General features: G+C 63.1%; 22 protein-coding genes. 7 read left to right on the top strand and 15 right to left on the bottom strand.

The annotated features are described in order from the left end of the window. Positions 1–60: 60 nt before the first annotated feature. Both B0G81_RS23530 and B0G81_RS23525 read right to left on the bottom strand, forming a co-directional pair. Complete coding sequence (locus B0G81_RS23530; protein ID WP_134138490.1) at positions 61–615, bottom strand: DUF1415 domain-containing protein; 555 nt, start codon at positions 613–615, stop codon at positions 61–63. Positions 616–709: 94 nt separating this feature from the next. Beyond that, positions 710–1363 carry a TetR/AcrR family transcriptional regulator gene (locus B0G81_RS23525; protein WP_134138489.1) on the bottom strand — a complete coding sequence of 218 codons (654 nt, stop codon included), beginning with the start codon at positions 1361–1363 and terminating at the stop codon, positions 710–712. Between the two features lie 156 nt (positions 1364–1519). Between B0G81_RS23525 and B0G81_RS23520 the strand changes: the two genes are divergently transcribed. Both B0G81_RS23520 and B0G81_RS23515 read left to right on the top strand, forming a co-directional pair. Further along, positions 1520–2803: an MFS transporter gene (locus B0G81_RS23520; RefSeq protein WP_134138488.1), complete on the top strand. Its 1284-nt coding sequence runs from the start codon at positions 1520–1522 to the stop codon at positions 2801–2803. Between the two features lie 228 nt (positions 2804–3031). Further along, entirely contained in the window at positions 3032–3625 is a 594-nt protein-coding gene (locus B0G81_RS23515; RefSeq protein ID WP_208328550.1) for a nitroreductase family protein, read from the top strand. Between the two features lie 58 nt (positions 3626–3683). On the opposite strand, the gene B0G81_RS23510 is transcribed toward B0G81_RS23515, so the two are convergent. Further along, positions 3684–5159 (bottom strand): MFS transporter, encoded by a 1476-nt coding sequence (locus tag B0G81_RS23510; RefSeq protein ID WP_134138486.1) that lies wholly within the window; start codon positions 5157–5159, stop codon positions 3684–3686. Positions 5160–5348: 189 nt separating this feature from the next. On the opposite strand from B0G81_RS23510, the gene B0G81_RS23505 reads away from it, so the two are divergent. After that, a complete protein-coding gene (locus B0G81_RS23505) occupies positions 5349–6599 on the top strand; it encodes an Hsp70 family protein (protein WP_134138485.1) in 1251 nt (416 codons plus the stop codon). 111 nt (positions 6600–6710) lie between these two features. Here B0G81_RS23505 and B0G81_RS23500 read toward each other — a convergent pair whose 3' ends face one another. Continuing rightward, entirely contained in the window at positions 6711–6914 is a 204-nt protein-coding gene (locus B0G81_RS23500; RefSeq protein WP_007180251.1) for a cold-shock protein, read from the bottom strand. Positions 6915–7396: 482 nt separating this feature from the next. Between B0G81_RS23500 and B0G81_RS23495 the strand changes: the two genes are divergently transcribed. Next, positions 7397–8992, top strand: a complete 1596-nt coding sequence (locus B0G81_RS23495) for an APC family permease (RefSeq protein ID WP_134138484.1) — start codon at positions 7397–7399, stop codon at positions 8990–8992. 88 nt (positions 8993–9080) lie between these two features. Here B0G81_RS23495 and B0G81_RS23490 read toward each other — a convergent pair whose 3' ends face one another. The 7 genes from B0G81_RS23490 to B0G81_RS23460 form a co-directional block, all read right to left on the bottom strand. Next, positions 9081–9866: a class III extradiol ring-cleavage dioxygenase gene (locus tag B0G81_RS23490; protein WP_134138483.1), complete on the bottom strand. Its 786-nt coding sequence runs from the start codon at positions 9864–9866 to the stop codon at positions 9081–9083. 158 nt (positions 9867–10024) lie between these two features. Further along, on the bottom strand, positions 10025–10624 hold the full coding sequence (locus B0G81_RS23485; RefSeq protein ID WP_116143912.1) for a UbiX family flavin prenyltransferase: 600 nt from the start codon (positions 10622–10624) through the stop codon (positions 10025–10027). Between the two features lie 40 nt (positions 10625–10664). Next, complete coding sequence (grxD, locus tag B0G81_RS23480; RefSeq protein WP_012434475.1) at positions 10665–10976, bottom strand: Grx4 family monothiol glutaredoxin; 312 nt, start codon at positions 10974–10976, stop codon at positions 10665–10667. A gap of 118 nt (positions 10977–11094) precedes the next feature. Further along, the gene (gene prmC / locus B0G81_RS23475) at positions 11095–11955 is read right to left on the bottom strand and encodes a peptide chain release factor N(5)-glutamine methyltransferase (protein ID WP_134138482.1); all 861 of its coding nucleotides are present in this window, start codon (positions 11953–11955) and stop codon (positions 11095–11097) included. 7 nt (positions 11956–11962) lie between these two features. Next, complete coding sequence (gene prfA, locus B0G81_RS23470) at positions 11963–13045, bottom strand: peptide chain release factor 1 (protein WP_106284221.1); 1083 nt, start codon at positions 13043–13045, stop codon at positions 11963–11965. Between the two features lie 124 nt (positions 13046–13169). After that, positions 13170–14456, bottom strand: coding sequence for a glutamyl-tRNA reductase (hemA, locus tag B0G81_RS23465; RefSeq protein ID WP_134138481.1), 1287 nt, complete (start codon positions 14454–14456; stop codon positions 13170–13172). Between the two features lie 63 nt (positions 14457–14519). Next, complete coding sequence (locus B0G81_RS23460) at positions 14520–15230, bottom strand: response regulator transcription factor (protein WP_134138480.1); 711 nt, start codon at positions 15228–15230, stop codon at positions 14520–14522. Positions 15231–15434: 204 nt separating this feature from the next. Between B0G81_RS23460 and B0G81_RS23455 the strand changes: the two genes are divergently transcribed. From B0G81_RS23455 to B0G81_RS23445, 3 genes are read left to right on the top strand one after another with little or no spacing between them, the layout of a single operon-like run. Continuing rightward, on the top strand, positions 15435–15689 hold the full coding sequence (locus B0G81_RS23455) for a hypothetical protein (RefSeq protein WP_106284224.1): 255 nt from the start codon (positions 15435–15437) through the stop codon (positions 15687–15689). 19 nt (positions 15690–15708) lie between these two features. Continuing rightward, positions 15709–17523 carry an aminopeptidase P family protein gene (locus tag B0G81_RS23450; RefSeq protein WP_134138479.1) on the top strand — a complete coding sequence of 605 codons (1815 nt, stop codon included), beginning with the start codon at positions 15709–15711 and terminating at the stop codon, positions 17521–17523. A 31-nt stretch (positions 17524–17554) separates the two neighbouring features. Then, the gene (locus B0G81_RS23445; protein ID WP_134138478.1) at positions 17555–18178 is read left to right on the top strand and encodes an HAD family phosphatase; all 624 of its coding nucleotides are present in this window, start codon (positions 17555–17557) and stop codon (positions 18176–18178) included. 21 nt (positions 18179–18199) lie between these two features. On the opposite strand, the gene B0G81_RS23440 is transcribed toward B0G81_RS23445, so the two are convergent. From B0G81_RS23440 to B0G81_RS23425, 4 genes are all read right to left on the bottom strand, one after another. After that, on the bottom strand, positions 18200–19321 hold the full coding sequence (locus B0G81_RS23440; protein ID WP_134138477.1) for a DUF748 domain-containing protein: 1122 nt from the start codon (positions 19319–19321) through the stop codon (positions 18200–18202). Positions 19322–19628: 307 nt separating this feature from the next. Beyond that, positions 19629–21293 carry an energy-dependent translational throttle protein EttA gene (gene ettA, locus B0G81_RS23435; protein ID WP_012434465.1) on the bottom strand — a complete coding sequence of 555 codons (1665 nt, stop codon included), beginning with the start codon at positions 21291–21293 and terminating at the stop codon, positions 19629–19631. A 233-nt stretch (positions 21294–21526) separates the two neighbouring features. Next, the gene (locus B0G81_RS23430) at positions 21527–21826 is read right to left on the bottom strand and encodes a DUF3761 domain-containing protein (RefSeq protein WP_134138476.1); all 300 of its coding nucleotides are present in this window, start codon (positions 21824–21826) and stop codon (positions 21527–21529) included. A gap of 49 nt (positions 21827–21875) precedes the next feature. Next, positions 21876–22964, bottom strand: a complete 1089-nt coding sequence (locus B0G81_RS23425) for a sn-glycerol-3-phosphate import ATP-binding protein UgpC (protein ID WP_134138475.1) — start codon at positions 22962–22964, stop codon at positions 21876–21878. Positions 22965–22980 lie beyond the last annotated feature (16 nt).

The following is a 22980-nucleotide window of genomic DNA, read 5'->3' as shown; positions in this document are numbered from 1 at the left end:
GACTGATGGGGCGGCAGTGCACGGTCGCTTTTGCGGACCGTTGCGCGTATTAGCGCTTCATCAACGCTTCATCAACGCATTCCAGCCCGCCAGCCCGATTTGCCGGAGCGTTTCCTGATTCCGCTCGTAAATCTCTTCAGCGTCGGGAAAAGCCTGAACCGCGCGTTCGATGCTGTCCTCGCGCAGCAAATGCAAAATCGGATACGGCGCACGATTCGTGTAGTTCTCGATATCGTCGGGCTCGCTGCCTTCGAACTGATAAAACGGATGGAAACTCGCGATCTGAACGACGCCTTCGAGCCGAAGCTGCTTGAGCATGCGTTCGGCGAAAAACAGGCAATCGTTGTAGTCGAGAAAATCGCTGAGCGCCTGCGGCACGATTAACAGCGTCGTATCCACGGCATCAGGGTCGGCGGCGACGAGCGTCTGAAGCTCCGTTTCCAGATCGGTCAGCACGCCTTCCATGTCCACGGCATCGCTGACGGCATAGCGAATCTGTCCCTTCACATGGACCGCCTTCGCGAACGGGCAGAGATTGAGGCCGATCACAGCCTCGGTCAGCCAGTGACGAGTAGCGGCAACAACGGCATCGTGGGATTCGGCGGACAACGACATGGCAGGCGGCGCGGGAGATAAAGCGCCATTTTAACGGGCGGACCGGCGTCGATCCGCGCCTCGCTCAAGCAGAACGCCAAAGCAGAAAATTCGGTTAGCTGCCGCTGCCGCCGCTGCCGCCGCTGCCGCACGCCGCGGCGATCAACTGTGCGGCGACTTTCGGCGCGGCCAGAATGGGCCCGCATCCGGGCCCGTAGGTCTGACTGGCCGCATACACGCCTTCGATCATCAAACCCAGCGCATTGGCGAGCGCTACCGGATCATCGGCGCCGGCCGCCGTGGTCAGTTCCGTGAGCCGCGCCATTAAGCGAGCCTTGTTGCGAAACACGAATTGCCGCGCCGGATGCGCCGCCTCCGGAAACTCCACCGACACGTTCACGAAAGGACAGCCACGATAATCGTCGACAGACGCGCGCACCGCGAGGTCGTCGAAATATTGCTGTAGCTGCCTTGCCGGTTCGCCCGGATGTTTGGCGAAGCTCCGCTCCACATAGCTGAAGAACTGCTCGTCCTTGCGCTCCAGGTAAGCCATGACCAGCTCGTCTTTCGACGAAAATTGCCGGTACAAGCTCATCTTGTTCACGCCGGCGCGCTCGACCACCGCGTCCACGCCGACGGCTCGCACGCCCTCGCGATAGAACAACTCGTCCGCGGCACGCAGCAAGTGCTGCTGCGCCTGCGGGCCGGCAGTCTGCGCGCCGCGCGTGCGGCGCGCGACGGCCGGCTTTGGGGTTTGACTGTGCGACATGGATGACCACGTGAACTCAATTAACGCCTTGACATGTTACCGAGCAGTAACTAAGATCGCAACACCTATTGTGACTGATCTGTCACAAGTCCTTTACCGAACACGTAACAATCTAAGCGGCGTCGCCCTGCGGAGCAGGTATCGATTGGAGAATCCATGAATTGGGCAGCAAGACTGATTGGCGGACGTTTCCACTATGGCTGGTTGACCGTCGCGGTGGTGTTTCTGGTGCTGCTGGCGGCGGCCGGCACGCGCGCCACGCCGAGCGTGATGATGCTGCCGCTCGAGCATCAATTCGGCTGGAGCCGCGCAACGATTTCCCTCGCGATCTCCGTGAATATCGCGCTGTACGGTCTGATGGGACCGTTCGCGGCGGCGGCGATGCAACGTTTCGGTGTGCGTCCCACGCTGCTGGCCGCGCTGGGGACGATGGCGGCGGGCGTCGCGCTGTCGTCGCTGATGACGCACCCGTGGCAAATGGTCCTTATCTGGGGCGTGATGGTCGGCGGCTCGACGGGTGTCGCGGCGCTGTCGCTCTCGGCGACGGTGGTGACGCGCTGGTTCACCACGCGGCGCGGCCTCGTCATGGGCATTCTCACGGCGAGTTCGGCGACCGGCCAACTCGTGTTCCTGCCGATGCTCGCCGCCATCGCCGAGCACCACGGCTGGCGGCAAGTGGTGTGGGTCGTCGCCATTGCGGCCGCGGTCGTGATTCCGCTGGTGGCGTTTCTCTTGCCCGAGCGCCCGGTCGACTTGAAGCTGCGCCCGTACGGCGAACCGCACGATTCGCCCATCGAAAGCACCGTCACCAAACAGAATCCGCTGGCGATCGCCTTCGGCACACTCGCCATGGCCAGCAAGACGCGCGACTTCTGGTTGCTGTTCTTCAGCTTCTTTATCTGCGGCGCGAGCACCAACGGCTATGTCGGTACGCATCTAATCGCGATGTGCGGCGACTACGGCATGACGGAAGTGCAGGGCGCTTCCCTGCTCGCCGCGATGGGCATCTTCGATCTGTTCGGCACGACCCTCTCGGGCTGGTTGTCGGACCGCTTCAATAGCCGCGTGCTGCTGTTCTGGTACTACGGTCTGCGCGGGTTGTCGTTGATGTATCTGCCGCACGCGTTCGGCATCGACTTCTTCGGGTTGCCGTTGTTCGCCGTGTTCTACGGCCTCGACTGGATCGCGACCGTGCCACCGACCGTGCGTCTGGCCACCGATGTCTACGGCAAGGAATCGGCGCCCGTGGTGTTCGGCTGGGTCGTTGCCGGGCATCAACTCGGTGCGGCGTTCGCGGCGCTCGGCGCGGGTATGCTGCGCGCGAGCCTCGGTACGTACACGGTAGCGTCGATGATTTCCGGCGGCTTGTGCCTGGTGGCGGCGGTGATCGTGTTGCGGATCAACCGGCCCGCCAAAGTGCCGGAACCGCAGGTGGCGTAGAGCCGCACGCAATCGACCTGCACGATGTCGGCAAATGCACCGGTTTGAAACCGCGCGCGGCTGTTCGGGCATCGCGACAACGACGGCCCCCGCAAGGGGCCGTTTTGCTATTGCAGCCGGCGCTAAACAAACTGCTCGCTTGTTGGCGCACGCGTGCCGAAGCCCGGTTATGCTATGTGACCCCCGGGCAGTTGCCCGTCGATCATGAATTTCGACCGAGAGAAGCGCATGACCAACAAACCCGCCCCTACCGCAATTGCCATTCACGAGCTGATTGCAGGCCGCTGGAGCCCGCGCGCGTATTCGAGCGAGCCGGTGAGCCGCGAGCATCTGCACTCCGTGCTCGAGGCGGCACGCTGGGCGCCGTCTTCGTATAACGCGCAGCCGTGGCGTTTTCTCGTATTCGACCGCAGCGTCGATGAAGTCTCGTTCAAGCAGGCCTTCGCCACGCTGGTGCCGTTCAACCAGGGCTGGAATGCGCCCGCGCCGGTGCTGATCGCGGTGACTACGCATACACTGACCAACAAGGGCGAGGTGAATCGCTGCGCACCGTACGATGCAGGCGCCGCGGCGATGGCGCTGGTCTTGCAGGCGCATGCGCTCGGCCTGGCCGCGCACCAGATGAGCGGTTTCGACCCGAACGCGTTCCGCGCCGCATTCAAGCTGCCGAACGACGTCGAAGTCATCACGATGATTTCGCTCGGTCATTACGGCGACGTCGACAAACTGGATCCGGTGTTGCGTGAGCGCGAGAAGTCGGTGCGTCAGCGTCTGCCGCTCGCGGAAATCGCTTATGGCGGCGGCTGGAAGAAGGCGTTCTGAGCGGTTTTCCAGCTTCTGTATTGAGTAAAACGAACGCGCGGCGCTGACCGCGCGTTTTTCATTCGGTGTCGTCCGCGACAGTCGACAGCGGCGTCGCCACGCTCTCCAGCGACTTGCGCTCCGCGTCCACGCCCCAGATTGCCGCGATCACCGCCGCTGCCACCATCAGACCCGCCCCGACCAGATAGCCGTAAAACACTTCGCTGCGCTGATGCGTGTCGATCAGCCGGCCAAAAAACGCCGGCCCGGCGATACCGCCGAGCGCCGTGCCGAACGCGTAGAAAACCGCAATGGCCAGCGCGCGAATTTCCAGCGGAAACGATTCGCTGACGGTCAGATACGCCGAACTCGCGGCCGCCGATGCGAAGAAGAAAATCACCATCCACGCGATCGTCTGCGTCACGACGGTGAGCATCTGCTGCTCGAACAGGTAGCCGCTCAGCGTCAGCAGGATGCCAGAGATCGCGTAAGTCGCCGTGATCATTTTGCGCCGCCCGATCACGTCGAAGAGCCGCCCGAGCAGCAGCGGTCCTAGGAAATTGCCGAGCGCAAAGGGCATTAGATACCAGCCGATGCGGTCGCCCGGCACGTGGTAGAAATCGGTTAGCACGAGTGCGTAGGTGAAAAAGATCGCGTTGTAACAAAACGCCTGCGCCGTCATCAGCGACAGACCGACCAGCGCGCGCCGTCGGTGCACGTTAAAGAGCGTATGGAATACCTCGCGCAGCGGCGTGTGTCCGCGAGCGCGTAAGCGCAGGCGCGTGAGGTCGCTGTCGGAGAGCGCGTGGCCTTCGTTGCGAAAACGCGTTTCGATGCCTTCGACAATCGCGCGCGCGTCGCGCTCGTCGCCGTGCGTCAGGAGCCAACGCGGGCTTTCGGGCACCCAGATGCGCATGGGCAGAATCCCCAGAGCGAGCACCGCGCCGATGAAGAAACAGGCGCGCCAGCCCCAGTCGGGCGGCAGCAGATGCGGATCGAGCAGTACCAGCGAGCCGGCCGCGCCGAGGCCCGCGCCGACCCAGAACGTGCCGTTGATGCCCAGATCGGTCCAGCCGCGCACACGGGCTGGCGTGAATTCCTGGATCGTCGAATTGATCGCCGTGTATTCGCCGCCGATCCCGGCGCCGGTCAGGAAGCGAAACAGCAGAAAACTCGCCAGATTCCACGACAGCGCGGTTGCCGCGGTCGCTGCCAGATACAGGGCGAGCGTGATGAAAAACAGCTTGCGACGTCCGAGCCGGTCGGTGAGCCAACCGAATCCCAGCGCGCCGAGCACCGCCCCCGCGATGTAGGCGCTACCGGCCAGACCGACGTCGGCGTTGGTAAAGTGCAACGATGGACTAGACTTCAACGCACTTGCGACCGCGCCCGCCAGCGTGACTTCCAGACCGTCGAGCAGCCACGTCACGCCAAGCGCCGCCACGATCAGCGAGTGAAACCGGCCCCACGGCAGACGGTCGAGCCGCGAGGGCAGATCCGTTTCGACGACCGTGGCGTTTTTTTCGTGGACAGCGGCAGTAGGCGGCGCGCTCATTGCTTGAAGTCTCCTCAATTCCGAAAATTGGCGGCATATCCTGTCAAAATGAGCAATATTCGTTCCGTCGAACTGCGTTTTTGCGTTCTCGCGAGCGTGCCTGAAACGTCAGTTGATGCTGATTGGGCTTTCGTGTTACAAAGCCGCTCCCCCTTCTGTCCGCGCCAGCCGTGAGCGGCGATTCCTGCCATGAACTATTGCGCGATTGACTTCGGTACTTCCAATTCGGCTGTGGCCGTTCCTGTCGACGGCGCGCTCAAGCTCGCGCCGGTCGAAGGCGCCTACACGACGCTGCCCACCTCGGTCTTTTTCAATACCGACGAAAACACCCGCGAATTCGGGCGGGCGGCGCTCGCAGCTTATATCGACGGCTTCGACGGCCGTCTGATGCGTTCCATGAAGAGCATTCTCGGCTCGCCGCTCGCCGAGAACTCCACGGATCTCGGCGACGGCTCGGCGATCAAGTACACGGACGTGATCGCGATTTTCGTCGAGCATCTCAAGCGCTCGGCGGAAAAAAGCGCCGGCGGCCCGATTCATCGCGCCGTGCTGGGCCGCCCGGTGTTTTTCGTCGACGACGACCCGCGTGCCGATCAGATGGCGCAGCAGCAGCTCGAAGCCGCCGCGCGCTCAGTCGGGCTGCGGGAAATTCACTTTCAGTATGAGCCGATAGCGGCCGCGTTCGACTACGAATCGCATCTGACGGAAGAAGGGCTCGTGCTGGTGGCCGATATCGGCGGCGGCACCTCGGACTTTTCGCTGGTACGGGTCGGGCCTGAGCGGATGAAGCGCGTCGAGCGCAAGGACGACGTGCTGGCCCACCACGGCGTGCACGTCGCCGGCACGGATTTCGACCGTCGCGTGGAACTGGCGACGATCCTGCGGGAAATGGGATATCAGACGCTCGACCCGGAAGGCCGTGAGATTCCGAACCGGATTTATTTCGATCTGGCGACCTGGCATCTGATCAACACCGTCTACGCCCCGAAGCGCGTCAACGAACTCGCGCTAATGCGGCACCTGTTTACCGAGGTCAAGCATCACGACCGCCTGATGCGCGTCGTGGAACGCCGCCTGGGTCATGCGCTGGCCGCTCACGCGGAGGAGGCGAAGATCGGCGTGGCGGCGGGCGGAGAGACCGTGATCGACCTCGATGAAGTGGAAGACGACCTGCGTCTCGCGTTCGACGAAGCGCAACTCATCAAGGCGGGCCAGGACGAAACGCTGCGCATCGTGCAGGCGGCACGCGACACCGTGCAGGCGGCCGGCGTGGCGACACGCGACGTCAATGCGATTTACTTTACGGGCGGTTCGACCGGATTGGCATTTCTATCGGGCGCATTGGCGACGGCATTTCCCGATGCTAAAGCGGTATTCGGCGACCGTCTCGCGAGTGTCGCGACTGGACTCGGCATTCACGCGCGGCGTGTATTCGGATAAACAGAATCATCAATCGCATACTGCGAAGATAATCACCGTTCGCAATAGCGGCGGATATAAAAAAACCCCGCCGAGGCGGGGTTTTTTTGCGTCCAGAAGGAAGCGTGTTGCTTACACCGGCTTGATGTTAGCAGCTTGCTTGCCCTTCGGGCCCGTCTTCACTTCAAACGTAACCTTTTGGTTTTCTTGCAGCGTCTTGAAGCCTTCCGTGCGGATTTCCGAGAAATGCGCGAACAGATCTTCGCCGCCGCCGTCCGGCGTGATGAAGCCAAAGCCCTTTGCGTCATTGAACCACTTGACGGTACCGGTTTCCATATTACTTGTTCCTAAAGATGGTAAATAAGGCCGAAGCCCAGAGAGTGCATGAAAATCAAGGAAGGGGGTAATGGGACCAACCGGAGTACCGTTGATGGGCGAACTACGAAAGACCAATTCACTCGCCGCTTGAAATCCTGCCCCGACTTTATACGGCGATTTCGAGAGAAGGTCAACAGTTTCCCCACAACTTTACGAACTTTCGCTAGCTTGGCGTAAAAGTTGCTTACAAAGCTTGCTATTCGTCTGAATTTTTTGCTAGGGACAACCCTTAGTTCCGATGCGGGGACTGGGTGCAACCGTTAAACTACGCGCCTCGCGTCGGTTGCACCTGTTTGGAACTGCCGTCGCGTACGCATGATTGTCGCCCATTTCCAGCGCCTCCAAGGCGATGTGACGCGGTGCCGACATGGTTCTGCTGCAAATTTGCATGGGGCGGAGTTGGTGCTGAAGCGCTCACTCCAGCCGACACAGGAGAAGACGTGAAAAGTTCTATACAACGGAACATCGGGCCGTTCGCGCTGATGCTGACGGGCTTAGGTTCCATCATCGGATCGGGCTGGCTTTTCGGCGCGTGGAAGGCTGCAAAAATTGCCGGCCCCGCCGCCGTTTGTGCATGGGTGATCGGTGCGGTCGTGATTCTCGCGATCGCATTGACGTACGCGGAACTCGGCGCGATGTTCCCCGAGTCTGGCGGCATGGTGCGTTATGCGCGCTACTCGCACGGTGCGCTGGTGGGTTTCATTAGCGCATGGGCCAACTGGATTGCCATTGTCTCGGTGATTCCGATCGAGGCTGAAGCGTCCATTCAATATATGAGCACGTGGCCCTATCCGTGGGCGCATGCGCTATTCGTGGATGGATCATTAACCACCAACGGCTTATTACTGTCCGCGGCGCTCGTGATCATTTACTTCATGCTGAACTACTGGGGCGTGAAACTGTTTGCGCGCGCCAATTCGGCGATCACGATCTTCAAGTTCCTGATTCCCGGCGCGACGATCCTCGGCTTGATGTTCGCGGACTTCCACAAGGAAAACTTCGGCGAAGCGAGCACCTTCGCGCCGTACGGCTGGTCGGCGGTGCTGACGGCGGTATCGACGAGCGGCATCGTGTTCGCGTTCAACGGTTTCCAGAGCCCGATCAATCTCGCAGGTGAAGCGCGCAATCCGGCGAAGAGCGTGCCGTTCGCGGTGATCGGTTCGATCGTGCTGGCGTTGGTGATCTACGTGCTGCTGCAGATCGCGTATATCGGCGCGGTGAACCCGAGCGACGTGATGAAAGGCTGGGGCCATTTCAACTTCGCTTCGCCGTTCGCGGAACTCGCGATCGCGCTGAACCTGAACTGGTTGGCGATCCTGCTGTATGTCGACGCATTCGTGAGCCCGAGCGGCACCGGCACGACCTACATGGCGACCACCAGCCGCATGATCTACGCGATGGAGCGCAACAACACGATGCCCAAGATGTTCGGCAACGTGCATCCGTTCTACGGCGTGCCGCGTCAGGCGATGTGGTTCAACCTGCTGGTGTCGTTCATTTTCCTGTTCTTCTTCCGCGGCTGGAGTTCGCTCGCGGCGGTGATTTCGGTCGCGACCGTGATCTCGTACCTGACCGGCCCGATCAGCCTGATGGCGCTGCGCCGCGCGGCGACCGACCTCGAGCGTCCGCTGCATATTCCCGGCATGAAGATCATTGCGCCGTTCGCGTTCGTCTGCGCGTCGCTGATCCTGTATTGGGCGAAGTGGCCGCTGACCGGCGAAATCATTCTGCTGATGGTCGTCGCGCTGCCGGTGTACTTCTATTTCCAGGCGAAGTCGGGTTTCGCTGGCTGGGGCCGTGATCTGAAGGCGGCGTGGTGGCTGGTCGCCTATCTGCCGGTGATGGCGATTCTGTCGCTGATCGGCAGCAAGCAGTTCGGCGGTCACGATCTGATCCCTTATGGCTGGGACATGTTAGTGGTTACTGCGTTTTCGCTCGCGTTCTACTACTGGGGCGTGACGAGCGGTTATCGCTCGGAATATCTGGACGAGCGCAGCGAGCATGACGAAGTGCTCGAAGGCATCGGCGCTCATTAAGGTGTTGCGCTGAAGTCTGTGGAAAAAAACCCTCGCCGGAGTTGCTCAGGCGGGGGTTTTTCTTTTCCAAGGTGCCTATGACGTTGCGTCAGGCTGTGCCGAATACGTAGTTCGTCATGGCGAGCGAGCGCTGATAGGTTCCGAGCGACTGGACAGCCAGCGAATAATCGTCGTCCGCTGCGCCCAGTGCCGCGAATACCGGCAGCAGATGCTCGTCGGTGGGATGCATCAGTACCGCATGTGGCGCCTGGCGGCGATAGTCGAGCAGCGCGTCGATATCGTGCGCGGCGAGCTTTTCCTCGAACCAGTCGGTGAATTCGGCGACCCGTGGATCGGCGTCCTCAGGGCGCGCGGAGAAGTCGGCGGCGCGCAGATTGTGCGTGATCTGGCCGGAGCCGATCACCATCACGCCGTCGTCTTTCAGCGACCGCAGCGCCCGGCCGACGCGAAAGTGATGCGCCGCGTCCATGTGCGGCTGGATCGACAACTGGGCGATGGGTATATCCGCCTGCGGAAACATGAGCAGCATCGGGACCCACGCGCCGTGATCGAGTCCGTGCGACTGAGCGCCCGCGAGGATGCCGCTCTCGCCGAGCAACACGGCGGCGCGGCGCGCCACATCGGGCGCACCCGGGGCCGGATACTGAATTTCGTACAACTGACGCGGAAAGCCGTAGAAATCGTGAATGGTTTCCGGCGCCGTGGACGTGCTGGCCACCGGCTGGGCCGTGCCCCAATGGGCCGACAGCATCAGCACGGCTTTCGGACGCGGCAACTGGGCGCTCAGCGTACCGAATTCGGCGGACGGCAGCGACGGGTCGATCGGCAGCGTGGGCGCGCCGTGGGACAGAAAAAGCGAGGGTAAGCGGTTCATGGCAGCTACGCGGCCGCGAGGGCGCGGCGCAAAGATTGGGTTGCTACCAATATAGGGGTGTACCGCGATTTGATAAACGGGCTAAAACAGAATTGATTGTGTCGCAGATGTTGTGAATCCGTGCGTATGCACGGACATCGCCCGGCGGAGCTGACGCGTTATTCCTGCGTGCCGCGCAGCCCAGCCCACGCCGGCGACAAAGCCGGTCCGAGCGCAAACAGATCCAGCACGCGCGCCACGGTGTGATCGACCATTTCGTCGATGGAAGCGGGTTGGTTGTAGAAGGCAGGCAAAGGCGGGAAGATTACGCCGCCCATTTCAGTGACGGCCGTCATGTTGCGCAAATGCGCCAGATTGAACGGTGTTTCGCGTACGAGCAGCACGAGGCGGCGGCGCTCCTTGAGCGTGACGTCGGCGGCGCGCGTGATCAGGTTGTCCGAGAAACCGTGCGCGACGCTGGCGAGCGTCTTCATGGAGCAAGGGGCGACGACCATGCCGTCGGTGGCAAACGAGCCGGATGCGATGCTCGCACCGACGTCGCGCACCGAATGGACGACATCTGCGAGCGGATGCACGTCTTCTTTGCTCAACTGCAGTTCGTGCTGGATATTGAGCCAGCCCGCGCTCGAAATCAGCAGATGGCTCTCGACGCCGCCCAGCCGGCGCAGCGTTTCGAGTATCCGGATGCCGTAGATGGCACCCGTCGCGCCGGTGATCGCGACGATCAGCCGGCGTGGCGCCGCAGCGCGTGTTTCCATGGCTCGCGGCGCAAGGAGAGAAACGTGTGAACCGGGCCGCTTAGGCCGCGGCGAACAGCTGCTGCAGTTCGCCCGATTCGTACATTTCCATCATGATGTCCGAGCCGCCGACGAATTCGCCCTTTACGTAGAGCTGCGGAATGGTCGGCCAGTTCGAAAACTGCTTGATGCCCTGGCGGACTTCGTCGTCTTCGAGCACGTTGACGGTCTTGATCTCACCGACGCCGCACGCCTTCAGAATCTGAATAGCGCGGCCCGAAAAGCCGCACATCGGGAACTGGGCGGTGCCTTTCATGAAGAGGACGACATTGTTCTCGTCGACGATTTGCTTGATGCGTTGTTGCGTATCCATGACTGACCTTGCGGTTCCGTTATGTGTAGGGAATAGGCTGAAATGATAGCGGATTTCGATACAGCCGGCCGAGCGCCGCTTTGTCCGTGCAGCGTTTGTGGATATTTGCCGATTCGCGTCAGCCGTCCAGACGCCCGCCACTGATCCGTTCGATGCCCGCCAGGTCGCGCTCCGAGCGCACTTGCACGAAACCTTGTGCCGCCAGCAGCGCGCGCACGGCTTCGGCCTGATCGTAGCCGTGCTCGATCCACAATACGCCGCCGGCGGCGAGCCGGGCGGGTGCGCCCGCGATGATGACGCGGATCGCGCTGAGCCCGTCGGCTTCGTCGGTGAGCGCGCCGCGCGGTTCGAAACGCAGATCGCCTTCGTCCAGATGCGGATCGCCGCTCGCGATATACGGCGGATTGCTGACGATCGCGTCAAAGCGCAACGTGGCGTCCAGCGAGTCGTACCAGTCGCTTTGCGTCAACGCCACGGCGCCGCCGGGGCGTTGCGCGTCGAGCAGGCGGGTGGCGTTGCGCGTGGCGACCGCCAGTGCTTCAGCGGAACGGTCGAGCGCCCACACTTGCGCGTCGGGCCGCATCGACGCAATCGCGACGGCAATGGCGCCGGTGCCCGTGCCGAGATCCAGCACGCGCGGCCGCACGTGGTTTTCCAACGCCGTCAGCGCCGTCTCGACCAGCAATTCGGTTTCGGGGCGCGGAATCAGCACGTGCGGCGTGACTTCGAAATCCAGCCCAAAAAATTCACGCGTGCCGACCAGTTGTGCCACAGGCTCGCCGGCTATGCGCCGCGCTTCGAGCGTCTGGTAACGCTCGACGAACTGCGTGTCGAGCGCTTCGTCGCTGCGTGTAATCAGCTGCGTGGGGCGCCAGCCCAGCACATGCGTGAGCAGGATGCGCGCTTCGAGCGGCGGCAGCGTCGAGGCGCGCAGTAGCGCGGCAGGTGTGGCGGACGTGGCAGGTTTGGCCGAACTCATGCGCGCTTCAGTCCGCGTCGCCCAGCGAGGCCAGCAATTCCGCCTGGTGCTCGCTGACGAGAGCCGCGATCAGTTCGTCGAGATCGCCGTCCATAATCGCGTCGAGGCGGTAAAGCGTCAGGTTGATACGATGATCCGTCAGTCGCCCTTGCGGGAAGTTGTACGTGCGAATCCGCTCCGAGCGGTCGCCCGAGCCGATCAGGCTCTTGCGCGTGGCGGCTTCCTTCGCCTGCTGCTCGTGCGATTGCTTGTCCTTGATGCGCGCGGCCAGCACCTTCAGCGCGCGGTCCTTGTTCTTGTGCTGCGAGCGGTCGTCCTGACATTCGACGACGATCCCTGTCGGCAAGTGCGTGACGCGCACCGCGGAATCGGTCTTGTTGATGTGCTGCCCGCCCGCGCCGGACGCGCGGAACGTGTCGATCCGCAAATCAGCCGGATTGATCTCGACTTCGCCGATTTCGTCCGCTTCCGGCATGACTGCGACCGTGCACGCCGACGTGTGAATGCGCCCTTGCGTTTCGGTCGCCGGCACGCGTTGCACGCGGTGGCCGCCGGACTCGAACTTGAGCTTCGAATAAGCGGCTTCGCCCGCGATGCGCACGATCACTTCCTTGTAGCCGCCCAGGTCCGATTCGCTCGCCGACATCATTTCCGCTTGCCAGCGGTTGCGTTCGGCAAAGCGCAGGTACATGCGCAGCAGGTCGCCCGCGAACAGCGCGGATTCGTCGCCGCCCGTGCCCGCGCGGATTTCGAGGAAGATGTTGCGGTCGTCGTTCGGATCTTTCGGCAGCAGCATTTTCTGCAACTCGGCGCCCAGCTTTTCCATGCGCTCGCGGGCGGCGCGAATTTCATCTTCGGCGAAGTCGCGCATCGACGCATCCGCCAGCAATTCCTGCGCGGTGGTTGCGTCGTTCATGGCCTGACGCCACAGCGCGTAGTGGTCCACCACCGGTCCGAGCTCGGCGTGTTCCCGCGTGAGCTTGCGGTATTGGTCGAGATTCGAGGTGATGTCCTCGCGGCTCAACAGATCGTTCAGTTCGGCCAGCCGGGTAGTGAGCTGGTCGAGCTTGCGTTGCATGCTCGTTTTCATCGGACGGGGTATCGGAGCGGGCTCCGGCAAAGACGACGACTAGGGGAATGGCCAGATGCTCTGGTCTGAAGCACGTCGCGGACCACTTTCGGGTAGCCCGGTCAGCGCGGCGGTGGCTGCGCCGCTAACGCTCCGTGGAACCGGAGTGTTTGTAGAAACCGCTCATGAGTTCGATGAGCGTGTCGCGGTTCTCGCTGCTCGCGCGATTGAGCGCGTGCGTAGGACCGTGGATCAGTTTATTAGTGAGCGATTGCGACAGCGCTTCGAGCACGGCAGCCGGATCTTCGCCGCGCGCGAGCATTTTCTGCGCGCGTTCGACTTCGGCGCGGCGCAGCACGTCGGCCTGCGTGTGCATATGGCGGATCACCGGCACGATGCTGCGTGCGTCCAACCATTGCATGAAATTCTGCACGCGCGTTTCGATGATCGCTTCGGCTTGCGCCACCGCCGCTTGCCGCGACGCATTGCCTTCGCGGACGATCGCGCCGAGGTCGTCGACGGTATAGAGGAACACGTCTTCGAGCTTGCCGACTTCGGGTTCGATATCGCGCGGAACGGCCAGATCGACCATGAAAATCGGCCGGTGACGGCGCGCTTTCACTGCCCGCTCGACCGCGCCCAAACCGATGATCGGCAAGGTGGACGCCGTGCACGACACGATGATGTCGAACTCATGCATGCGCGAAGGCAGTTCCGACAGCGGAATGGCCCGGCCGTTGAAGCGCTCGGCGAGACGCGTGCCGCGCTCGGCCGTGCGATTCGCAACGACGAGTTCACGCGGTTGCTGCGCCGCGAAGTGCGTGGCGCACAGCTCGATCATTTCGCCCGCGCCAATGAACAGCACGCGCTGGTTCGAGACCTTGTCGAAAATCCGCTGGGCGAGGCGCACCGCGGCGGCCGCCATGGAAACCGACTGCGCGCCGATTTCGGTCGTGCTACGCACTTCCTTCGCCACGGCGAAGGTGCGCTGGAACAACTGGTTCAGATAGGTGCCGAGCGCGCCCGCTTCGGACGCGGTGCGCACCGCGTCCTTCATTTGTCCGACGATTTGCGTCTCACCCAGCACCATCGAATCCAGCCCGGAAGCGACGCGAAACGCGTGGCGCACGGCTTCCGACTGCGGCAGCGCATAGACGTGCGGCGCGAGCTGCTCGATGGGCAGGTTGTGGTACCTGGAGAGCCACTGGATCGCGGCTTCGCGCGCCGCCTGGTCGTCGGTCGCGCAGTAGAGTTCGGTGCGATTGCAGGTGGAGAGAATGGCCGCTTCAGGCGCCGTGCGGGCCGACGGGCCGAGCCAGATGCTCTTGAAGGTGTCCAGAGCAGGCTTGATCTGTTCGAGCGGAAACGCCACGCGTTCGCGCAAGGCGACAGGCGCAGTGTGGTGGTTGATTCCGATCGTTAGAAGCTGCATTTGGGGGAGCTATGGTTTAGCCCAATATTATAGCGTTTCCACGATTTCCACATTGCGCGCGGCTTATTCCGCGTTTACAACGGCCTCCAGCGGGATCGCGTCGAGTTGATAGCCGAAACCGTAAAGCGGCGTCAGGCAATAGCCGTGTTCCGGATGAAGCTGCAATTTATTGCGCACGCGCGACGCGTGCGTGTCCACGGTGCGCGACCTTACGTCGCGTCGGCGCGTCCAGACGTTTTCAAGAATATGCGCTCGCGACACCGGCCGCGAGAGATTGCTGAACAACAGGAGCGCAAGGCGGAATTCCTTGGGCGTCAGCGAGACTGTTTGCTTACGGAACGTGACGGCAAATTGCGCCGCGTCGAACGCATATTCGCCGATGATGTCGCGCCGCCGGTTGGGCGGGCGCCGCAAGCCGGCGCGGCGCAGCAGCGCGTCGACGCGGGCCAGCATCTCGGGGCCGCGGACCGGCTTGGTCAGGCAGTCGTCGGCGCCGGCGTGCAGCGCGGCGACAATCTGACTTTCGCGCGGCGCCGACATCAGCACGATCACCGGCAACCCCGGCAGGATGGCGCGGGCTCGCGCAATGACATCTTCGGCGGAATGGTCGCCGGCCCAGCTTTCGGTGATGAGAAGGTCGAAAAATTCTTCGTTCGCGTGCTTGAGAAACGGCACGCTCGCGATGAAGTGCTGACACAGATGACCGCCGGCGAAGACCAACCGGCCGACCAGTTCAGCATGCCGCAAGTCCGGCTCGATAAGGGCAATTCGCATGACGCGCTTTCAGCGTGGCAATGACCGGGGACCAGGCTTTTCCGTAAGGCTGACAGCTTGCCTAACATCACCCCGACCCCTAAACTCAACCGCTATGCGGAAAGCGCCGTGCTGAACTTCTATAGTTAATGAGACAAAAATGCTAGCTGTGTTGGCCCCTTGCGCCCATGAGACGAATCCGAAACTGCGCGAGGCCAGCCGTTAATGGGGTGGCCCGGCCTTGTAGTGTTGGGGGCGGCGATTGGCCTCGCGGGCTGGTGGTTGCATCCGCTGCGACGCGCGAGCCGCGCCCGGTGGTGGGTGGCGCTGCTGGCCGGCGTGCTGGGCGCGGCCGTCGCGCACATGGCCGGCAACGTGATTGGTCTCTTCCATGACGGCGATACGCTCGAATGGCCGGTATGCACCGGCGTCGCGTTGATCGCCGTTGCCGTGACGGTCGGCTTGCTTTCCCGTCGATGAATATTTGCAGGTGACTCCGATGAATGCCCGACTCCCCGAAACTTCCTCCATTCCCGAACGGCTTGCCACCTTGCGCAACGCAATGGCGCGCGAAGGCGTCGCCGCCTATCTGGTGCCGTCCGCCGACCCGCATCTGTCCGAGTATCTGCCTGGGCGCTGGCAAGGCCGGCAGTGGCTGTCCGGTTTCACCGGCTCGGCCGGCACGCTGGTCGTGACCGCGGACTTTGCCGGCGTCTGGACAGACAGCCGCTATTGGGAGCAGGCCAATGCGCAACTGGCCGGCACCGGCGTTCAGCTCATGAAAATGACCGGCGGCCAGCAGACCGTGCCGCATTTCGAATGGCTCGCTCAGAACGTGCCGGCTGGCGCCACGGTCGGCGTGGACGGCGCCGTGCTCGGCGTAGCGGCGGCGCGTGCCTTGAGCCAGGCTCTCAACGCGCGCGGCGTGCAGCTGCGCACCGACGTCGACCTGTTCGACGCGATCTGGCCGCAGCGTCCGTCGCTGCCGGCGGCCGCCGTGTTCGAGCACGCCGCGCCGCACGCGAGCGTCGCCCGGTCGGACAAGCTCGCGCAGATTCGCCGCGCGATGGCTGACAAAGGCGCGCAATGGCACTTCATCTCCACGCTCGACGATCTCGCGTGGCTGCTGAATCTGCGCGGCGCCGACGTCAGCTACAACCCCGTGTTCGTGGCGCATGCGCTGATCGGTGTCGACCACGCGTCGCTGTTCGTCGCAGACGGCAAGGTGCCGCAGGCGCTAGCCGACGCGCTCGCGAAGGACAACATCAGCGTCGAGCCGTATGCGAAGGCGGCGGATGCACTGGCCGCGCTGCCCGCCGGCAGCACGCTGCTGATCGACCCGCGCCGCATCACGTTCGGCTCGCTGCAATCGGTGCCGTCGACGGTCACGGTGGTCGAGGCCGTCAATCCGTCCACCTTCTTCAAATCGCGCAAGACCGAGGCGGAAGCCGAGCATGTGCGCGAGACAATGGAACAGGACGGCGCGGCGCTGGCGGAATTTTTCGCGTGGTTCGAAGGCGCGCTCGGCAACGAGACGATCACCGAACTCACCATCGACGAACGTTTGACGGCGGCTCGCGCGCGCCGTCCGGGCTTCGTGTCGCTGAGCTTTGCGACGATCGCCGGCTTCAACGCGAACGGCGCGATGCCGCACTACCGCGCCACCGAGGAATCGCATTCGGTGATCGAAGGCGACGGCCTGTTGCTGATCGATTCGGGCGCGCAGTATCTGAGCGGCACGACCGACATTACGCGCGTGGTGCCGATCGGCACCCCTAGCGACGCGCAGCGGCGCGATTTCACGATCGTACTGAAGGGCACCATGGCGCTTTCGCGCGCGCAGTTCCCGCGCGGCATCCGTTCGCCAATGCTCGACGCGATCGCCCGCGCGCCGATCTGGGAAGCCGGCGCCGATTATGGCCACGGCACCGGTCACGGCGTGGGCTACTTCCTGAACGTGCACGAAGGTCCGCAAGTGATCTCGCACTACGCGCCGGCCGAACCGTGGACGGCGATGGAAGAGGGCATGATCACCTCGGTCGAACCGGGCATTTACCGTCCGGGCAAATGGGGCGTGCGAATCGAGAATCTCGTGCTGAACGTGCCGGCCGGTGAAACCGAGTTCGGCGATTTCCTCAAGTTCGAGACCCTGACGCTGTGCCCGATCGATACGCGCTGCCTCGACCTGTCGCAGCTGCGCGAGGACGAACGCGCGTGGCTGAACGCGTATCACGAGACGGTGCGCACGCGGCTGTCGCCGCATGTGTCGGGCGACGCCAAGGCGTGGCTGGAGCTGCGCACGCAACCCATCTGATCGCAATCGGAAACGAGCTTACGGAGCGTGCATGGCCATCAAGGCAGTGGTGTTCGATTTCGGCGGCGTGCTGATCGACTGGAGTCCCGAGTATCTGTATCGGGAACTGATCCCTGACGAAACCGAGCGGCGCTGGTTTCTGACCCACGTCTGTTCGATGGACTGGGTGATCCGTCAGGACGGCGGCCAGCCGATCGTCGAGGCCACCGCCGAACTGGTGGCGAAGTTTCCCGATCACGAAGCGCTGATCCGCGCGTTCTACGCGCGCTGGCACGAGATGGTGGCCGGCGTGCTGGAAGAGGGCGTGGCAATCATGGAAAAGCTCGAAGCGGCCGAGGTGCCGCTTTTCGGGCTGACCAACTGGTCGGCGGAAACCTTTCCGTATGCATGGGAGCATTACCCGGTGCTGCGGCGCTTTCGCGACATTGTCGTGTCGGGGCGAGTGAAGATGGTGAAGCCCGATCCGGCCATTTTCGCGGCCATGCGCGAGCGGATCGAGGCGCAATTGCCCGGCATCGAGCCCGCCGAACTCGTCTTCATCGACGACAACCTGAAGAACGCCGAGGCCGCGACGGCGCTCGGTTGGCATGGCGTGCATCACACCAGCGCCGCGCGAACCGAAGCGAAACTGCGCGAGCTTGGCTTGCCGGTTTAAGGCTGAGGCGTCTGCCCCGGACTACTGGCCGAGCAGATTTTTCAACGCGTTACCCAAGCCTTTCACGGTTTCGCCTGCGCCCTTTGCCACGTCTTCGACGCTCACACCGAGCGCCTTGGCAAAGCCGTTACCGATGCGCTTTATCAGCCCTTCCTGCACCGAGAATTTCGGGTCGCGCAAATTCCCATCCAGTACGAAATGCAGCGTGATGTCGCCGTTGTGCGACTTGAGCGCGGCGACCGCAGCCTTGGTCGGAATCGACATGAACGTGTCGAGCGGATTGCCGCTGTCGGCGAGTTGCAGATTGTGAATGGTCAGTGTGCCGGGTGCGTGCAACCGATAGTTGCTCACCGTCGAGTCCACCGTCAGATCGACCGTGCCGCCTGCCACTTGCGCCTTGGCGCCGGCCTTCTTGATGAGATACGGGTCGAGCATCACGATATCGACGCCGCGCAGCTTGCTCGTAGTCTGCGAATCCTTGCTGGCAACCTTGATCCAGCCGCCGAACGACACCGTGCCCGTATGCTGCGGGCCCTTGATGGAGCCCGTGACATTGACATGGGTCGGGTCAGTGAGCGCGGGCAGGCGCAGATTATCGACGGTCGCGTTGGCATCGCTGACCGTCACCTTGAAGGGCGGCGGCCCAACCGTCATGTCGTAGAAGTGGAAGTTGCCCCGTTCGAAGCTGATGTGGTCGATCTGCTTTTCGCGTGGAATGGACGCTGCCGTGCCGCTGCCTTCGGTGTCGGATCGATTCACCGTTTCTCGTAGATTCGGCATCAGGCGAATCGTGCCGTCCTTCGTGCGCAATACGGCGATGTCGAAGCCGCGTACCACCACGCTGCGAATATGCATGCGCCGCGCGATCAGATCGCGAATGTCGGGTGTGAGGGTGATTTCGTCCGCCCGGAGCGGATCGCCGGCCGGCCAGCCGGGCGGCGCCTTCAGCAGAACGTTGGTGAGATGAACCGAAGTGAGGCCGACCTCGATGGTTTCGGCGCTGCCCAAGGGACCGAGCGCCGCGATCACACGCTCCTTGACCTCGCGTTGCGCGAACTGCAAAGCGCCGACCACGACGACGATCAGCACCAGCAGCACGCCGCCCGCGGCGACGGCCCAGCGCTTGCCCTTCGACATCGCCATGCTTGCCTCCTCGTCACCGCCTGTCGCGCGGTGTGGCAGTGATCGGTCTGTGCGCACGCCGGGCGGCGCGCGCTCTTGGATGTGTCTGTCCAAGGCGGAACGCGCGACACGAATTCCGCCGCGATGACGTGTATCACGCCATCGCGAGCAATGCGTGTGCCCTGCCGCTCATACGGGTGACGCCCAGGCGTGTTTGCGCCGCGAGGCAGGTTGCGCCGCGAAGTGACGCTGTTCGAGCGCCTGAGAAACGGCCATCGAAGCGGCGCACGCGTCAATCAATCCGACGCGCGGGCCGCCCGATCCGCGCTTATCGCGCGATCGGCTTGTAACGCAGACGCTTCGGACGCGCAGCTTCTTCACCCAGACGCGCGCGCTTGTCCGCTTCGTATTCCTGGTAGTTGCCGTCGAAGAACGTGATTTGCGAATCGCCTTCGAACGCCAGGATGTGCGTGGCGATCCGGTCGAGGAACCAGCGATCGTGCGAGATCACCAGCACCGAGCCGGCGAATTCGAGCAAGGCGTCTTCGAGCGCGCGCAGCGTTTCAACGTCGAGGTCGTTCGACGGTTCGTCCAGCAGCAGGACGTTGCCGCCCGCGATCAGCGTTTTCGCCAGATGCAGCCGGCCGCGCTCACCGCCCGACAAGTTGCCGACAATCTTTTGCTGATCGCCACCCTTGAAGTTGAAGCGGCCAATGTAAGCACGCGACGGCGTTTCGTACTTGCCGACCGTCAGCACGTCGGCGCCGCCCGAAATTTCCTCGAACACGGTCTTCGAGCCGTCGAGCGCGTCGCGGCTTTGATCCACGTAGGCGAGCTTGACGGTCGGGCCTTGCACGATCTCGCCCGAGTCCGGCTGTTCGCGGCCGGTCAGCATGCGGAACAGCGTCGACTTACCGGCGCCGTTCGGCCCGATGATGCCGACGATCGCGCCCGCCGGAATCTTGAAGCTGACGTCGTCGAGCAGCAGACGATCGCCATACGACTTGCTGACATTCTTGAACTCGATCACTTCATTGCCCAGGCGATCGCCGACCGGGATGAAGATTTCCGAGGTTTCGTTGCGCTTCTGGTAGTCCTGGCTATTCAGTTCCTCGAAGCGCGCAATACGCGCCTTCGACTTCGCCTGCCGGCCCTTCGGATTCTGGCGCACCCACTCCAGTTCCTTCTTGATGGCCTTCTGACGCGCCGACTCCGACGATTCTTCCTGCTTCAGGCGTTCTTCCTTCTGGTCGAGCCAGCTGCTGTAGTTGCCCTTCCACGGAATGCCGTGGCCGCGGTCGAGTTCGAGAATCCACTCGGCGGCGTTGTCCAGGAAGTAGCGATCATGAGTCACGGCGACCACGGTGCCCGGGAAGCGCGTGAGGAACTGCTCGAGCCAGTCGACCGATTCCGCGTCCAGGTGGTTGGTCGGCTCGTCGAGCAGCAGCATGTCGGGCTTTTCGAGCAACAGCTTGCACAGCGCAACGCGGCGCTTTTCGCCGCCCGACAGATGTTCGATTTTCGCGTCCCAGGCCGGCAGGCGCAGCGCGTCGGCGGCGATTTCGATCTGCTGCTCAGCGCTGCCGTCGGTGGTGGCGAGGATCGCTTCATACTTCGCCTGTTCGGCGGCGAGCGCGTCGAAGTCGGCGTCCGGTTCGGCGTAGGCCGCGTAGATTTCGTCCAGCTTCTTTTGCGCGCCGAAGACATCGCCGAGACCTTCCTCGACCGCTTCACGCACCGTCTTGTTCGGATCGAGTTGCGGTTCCTGCGGCAGATAGCCGATGTTCAGGTTCGGCATCGGCGTGGCTTCGCCTTCGATATCTTTATCCACACCGGCCATGATGCGGATCAGCGTCGACTTGCCCGAGCCATTCAGGCCGAGCAGGCCGATCTTCGCGCCGGGGAAAAACGACAGCGAGATGTCTTTAAGGATTTGACGCTTGGGCGGCACGATCTTGCCGACCCGGTTCATGGTGAAGACGTATTGGGCCATTTGCTTGCAATAGACGTTGATGACGCCGGCCGCGTGGGGGCGGGCGGTCGTGGGTGGATGGGTAATCGGTGTTATGGCCGGGCGGAGCGCCCGGCGCCGGCCGGCGCGGCATGTAGCGCGGCGTCGAACTTCGCGACGCCCCGCGCGCGGGCGGGTGGTTCAGGTGGCATTGTACTTCGGCGCAAGCGCGGGGCGGCAGCGGCTACCCGTTCAGCCAGGCCTCGCTCGGGTGTTCAGAGCCAATCCGCCACGCCGCCATGGCGCGAACAGGTGCCGGTGCGATGCCGGCTGAAGCTGTAGGTGGAATCGCGGCAGCGCGCGGTTGCGCCTTCAGGCGCCTTGCCGGATAACGAGCGGGCCGGCGCGTGCACCGTGCTGCCGTCGCGATTGGTGTAGGTGTTGTGGTTGCTAAGGTCTGCTTCGTCGGGCGTGGTGCCCGGCGCTACGTAAGCGAACGCGGACGATGCGCTGAACAGCAGCGCTGCGGCAACCGCCGCGCACGAGCGCAGGCTTTTGTAGATCGTGCGTGTCATTGTCTTTCTTGCGCTTGTTGTTCTGAGTTCCAACGCGCTTTGCCGCGCTTCAATTCGCGCGCCGTCCGCTCGCCGGATCGAAGAAATGCAGATGCCGCGCGGGCAGCGCCACCTGCAGCGCGTCACCCGCCGCAGGCCGATGCGCGTGCGGCAGGCGCACCGTGACGTCGTGCTTGCCCCAGCGGCCGTGCGCGAGGTTGTCCGCGCCGAGCAACTCGCAGGAGTCGACGGTGAGCGTTCCGTGAGGCGCGTCAGCCTGGCCGGGGCTCATGTGCTCCGGACGAATGCCGAGCGTCCATTCGCGTCCTTTGGCAACTTCCTGGCCGATCGACGCGACGTCGGTCAGCGGCAGCTTCGGGCCATTGCCCGCCACTTCAAAAAACGCGCCGTCGTCCGACACGCGGCCTTCCAGCAGATTCATCCCCGGCGAGCCGATGAAGCTCGCCACGAATACCGTCGCAGGCCGTTCATACACCTCGGTCGGCGCGCCGATCTGCTCGGCGTGGCCCTTGTTCATCACGATCACACGCTGCGCCAATGTCATCGCTTCGATCTGATCGTGCGTCACGTACAGACTCGTCGTGGCAAGCCGGGCATGCAAGCGCTGGATTTCGAGCCGCATCTGCACGCGCAGGCGCGCGTCGAGATTCGACAGGGGTTCATCAAACAAAAACACGGCCGGCTCGCGCACGATCGCGCGACCCATCGCGACGCGTTGCCGCTGGCCGCCGGACAACTCGCGCGGCTTGCGTTGCAGCAGCGCTTCGAGTTCGAGAATCTGCGCGGCGGCGTCCACGCGCTTCGCAATCTGCGCGCGGTCCACGCCCGCGATCTTCAGCGCGTAGCCCATGTTTTCGGCGACGCTCATATGCGGATACAGCGCGTAGTTCTGGAACACCATCGCGATGTTGCGATCCTTCGGCTCCAGTTGATTGACTACTTTGCCGGCGATCGAAATGCTGCCCTCGGAGATGCGTTCGAGTCCCGCCACCATCCGCAGCAAGGTCGATTTGCCGCAACCCGACGGGCCGACCATCACGACGAACTCGCCGTCGGCGACGTCCACGTCGATACCGTGCAGCACGAACTGTTTGCCGTCGTAGGTTTTTTTAACGCCTTGCAGAGTCAGTGCAGCCATGCCGTTTTAGCCTTTC

Source organism: Paraburkholderia sp. BL6665CI2N2, from assembly GCF_004366535.1.
Lineage (GTDB): Bacteria > Pseudomonadota > Gammaproteobacteria > Burkholderiales > Burkholderiaceae > Paraburkholderia.
Note: the sequence above shows the minus strand (reverse complement) of the source record. Positions and strands in the feature narration are given on the sequence as shown.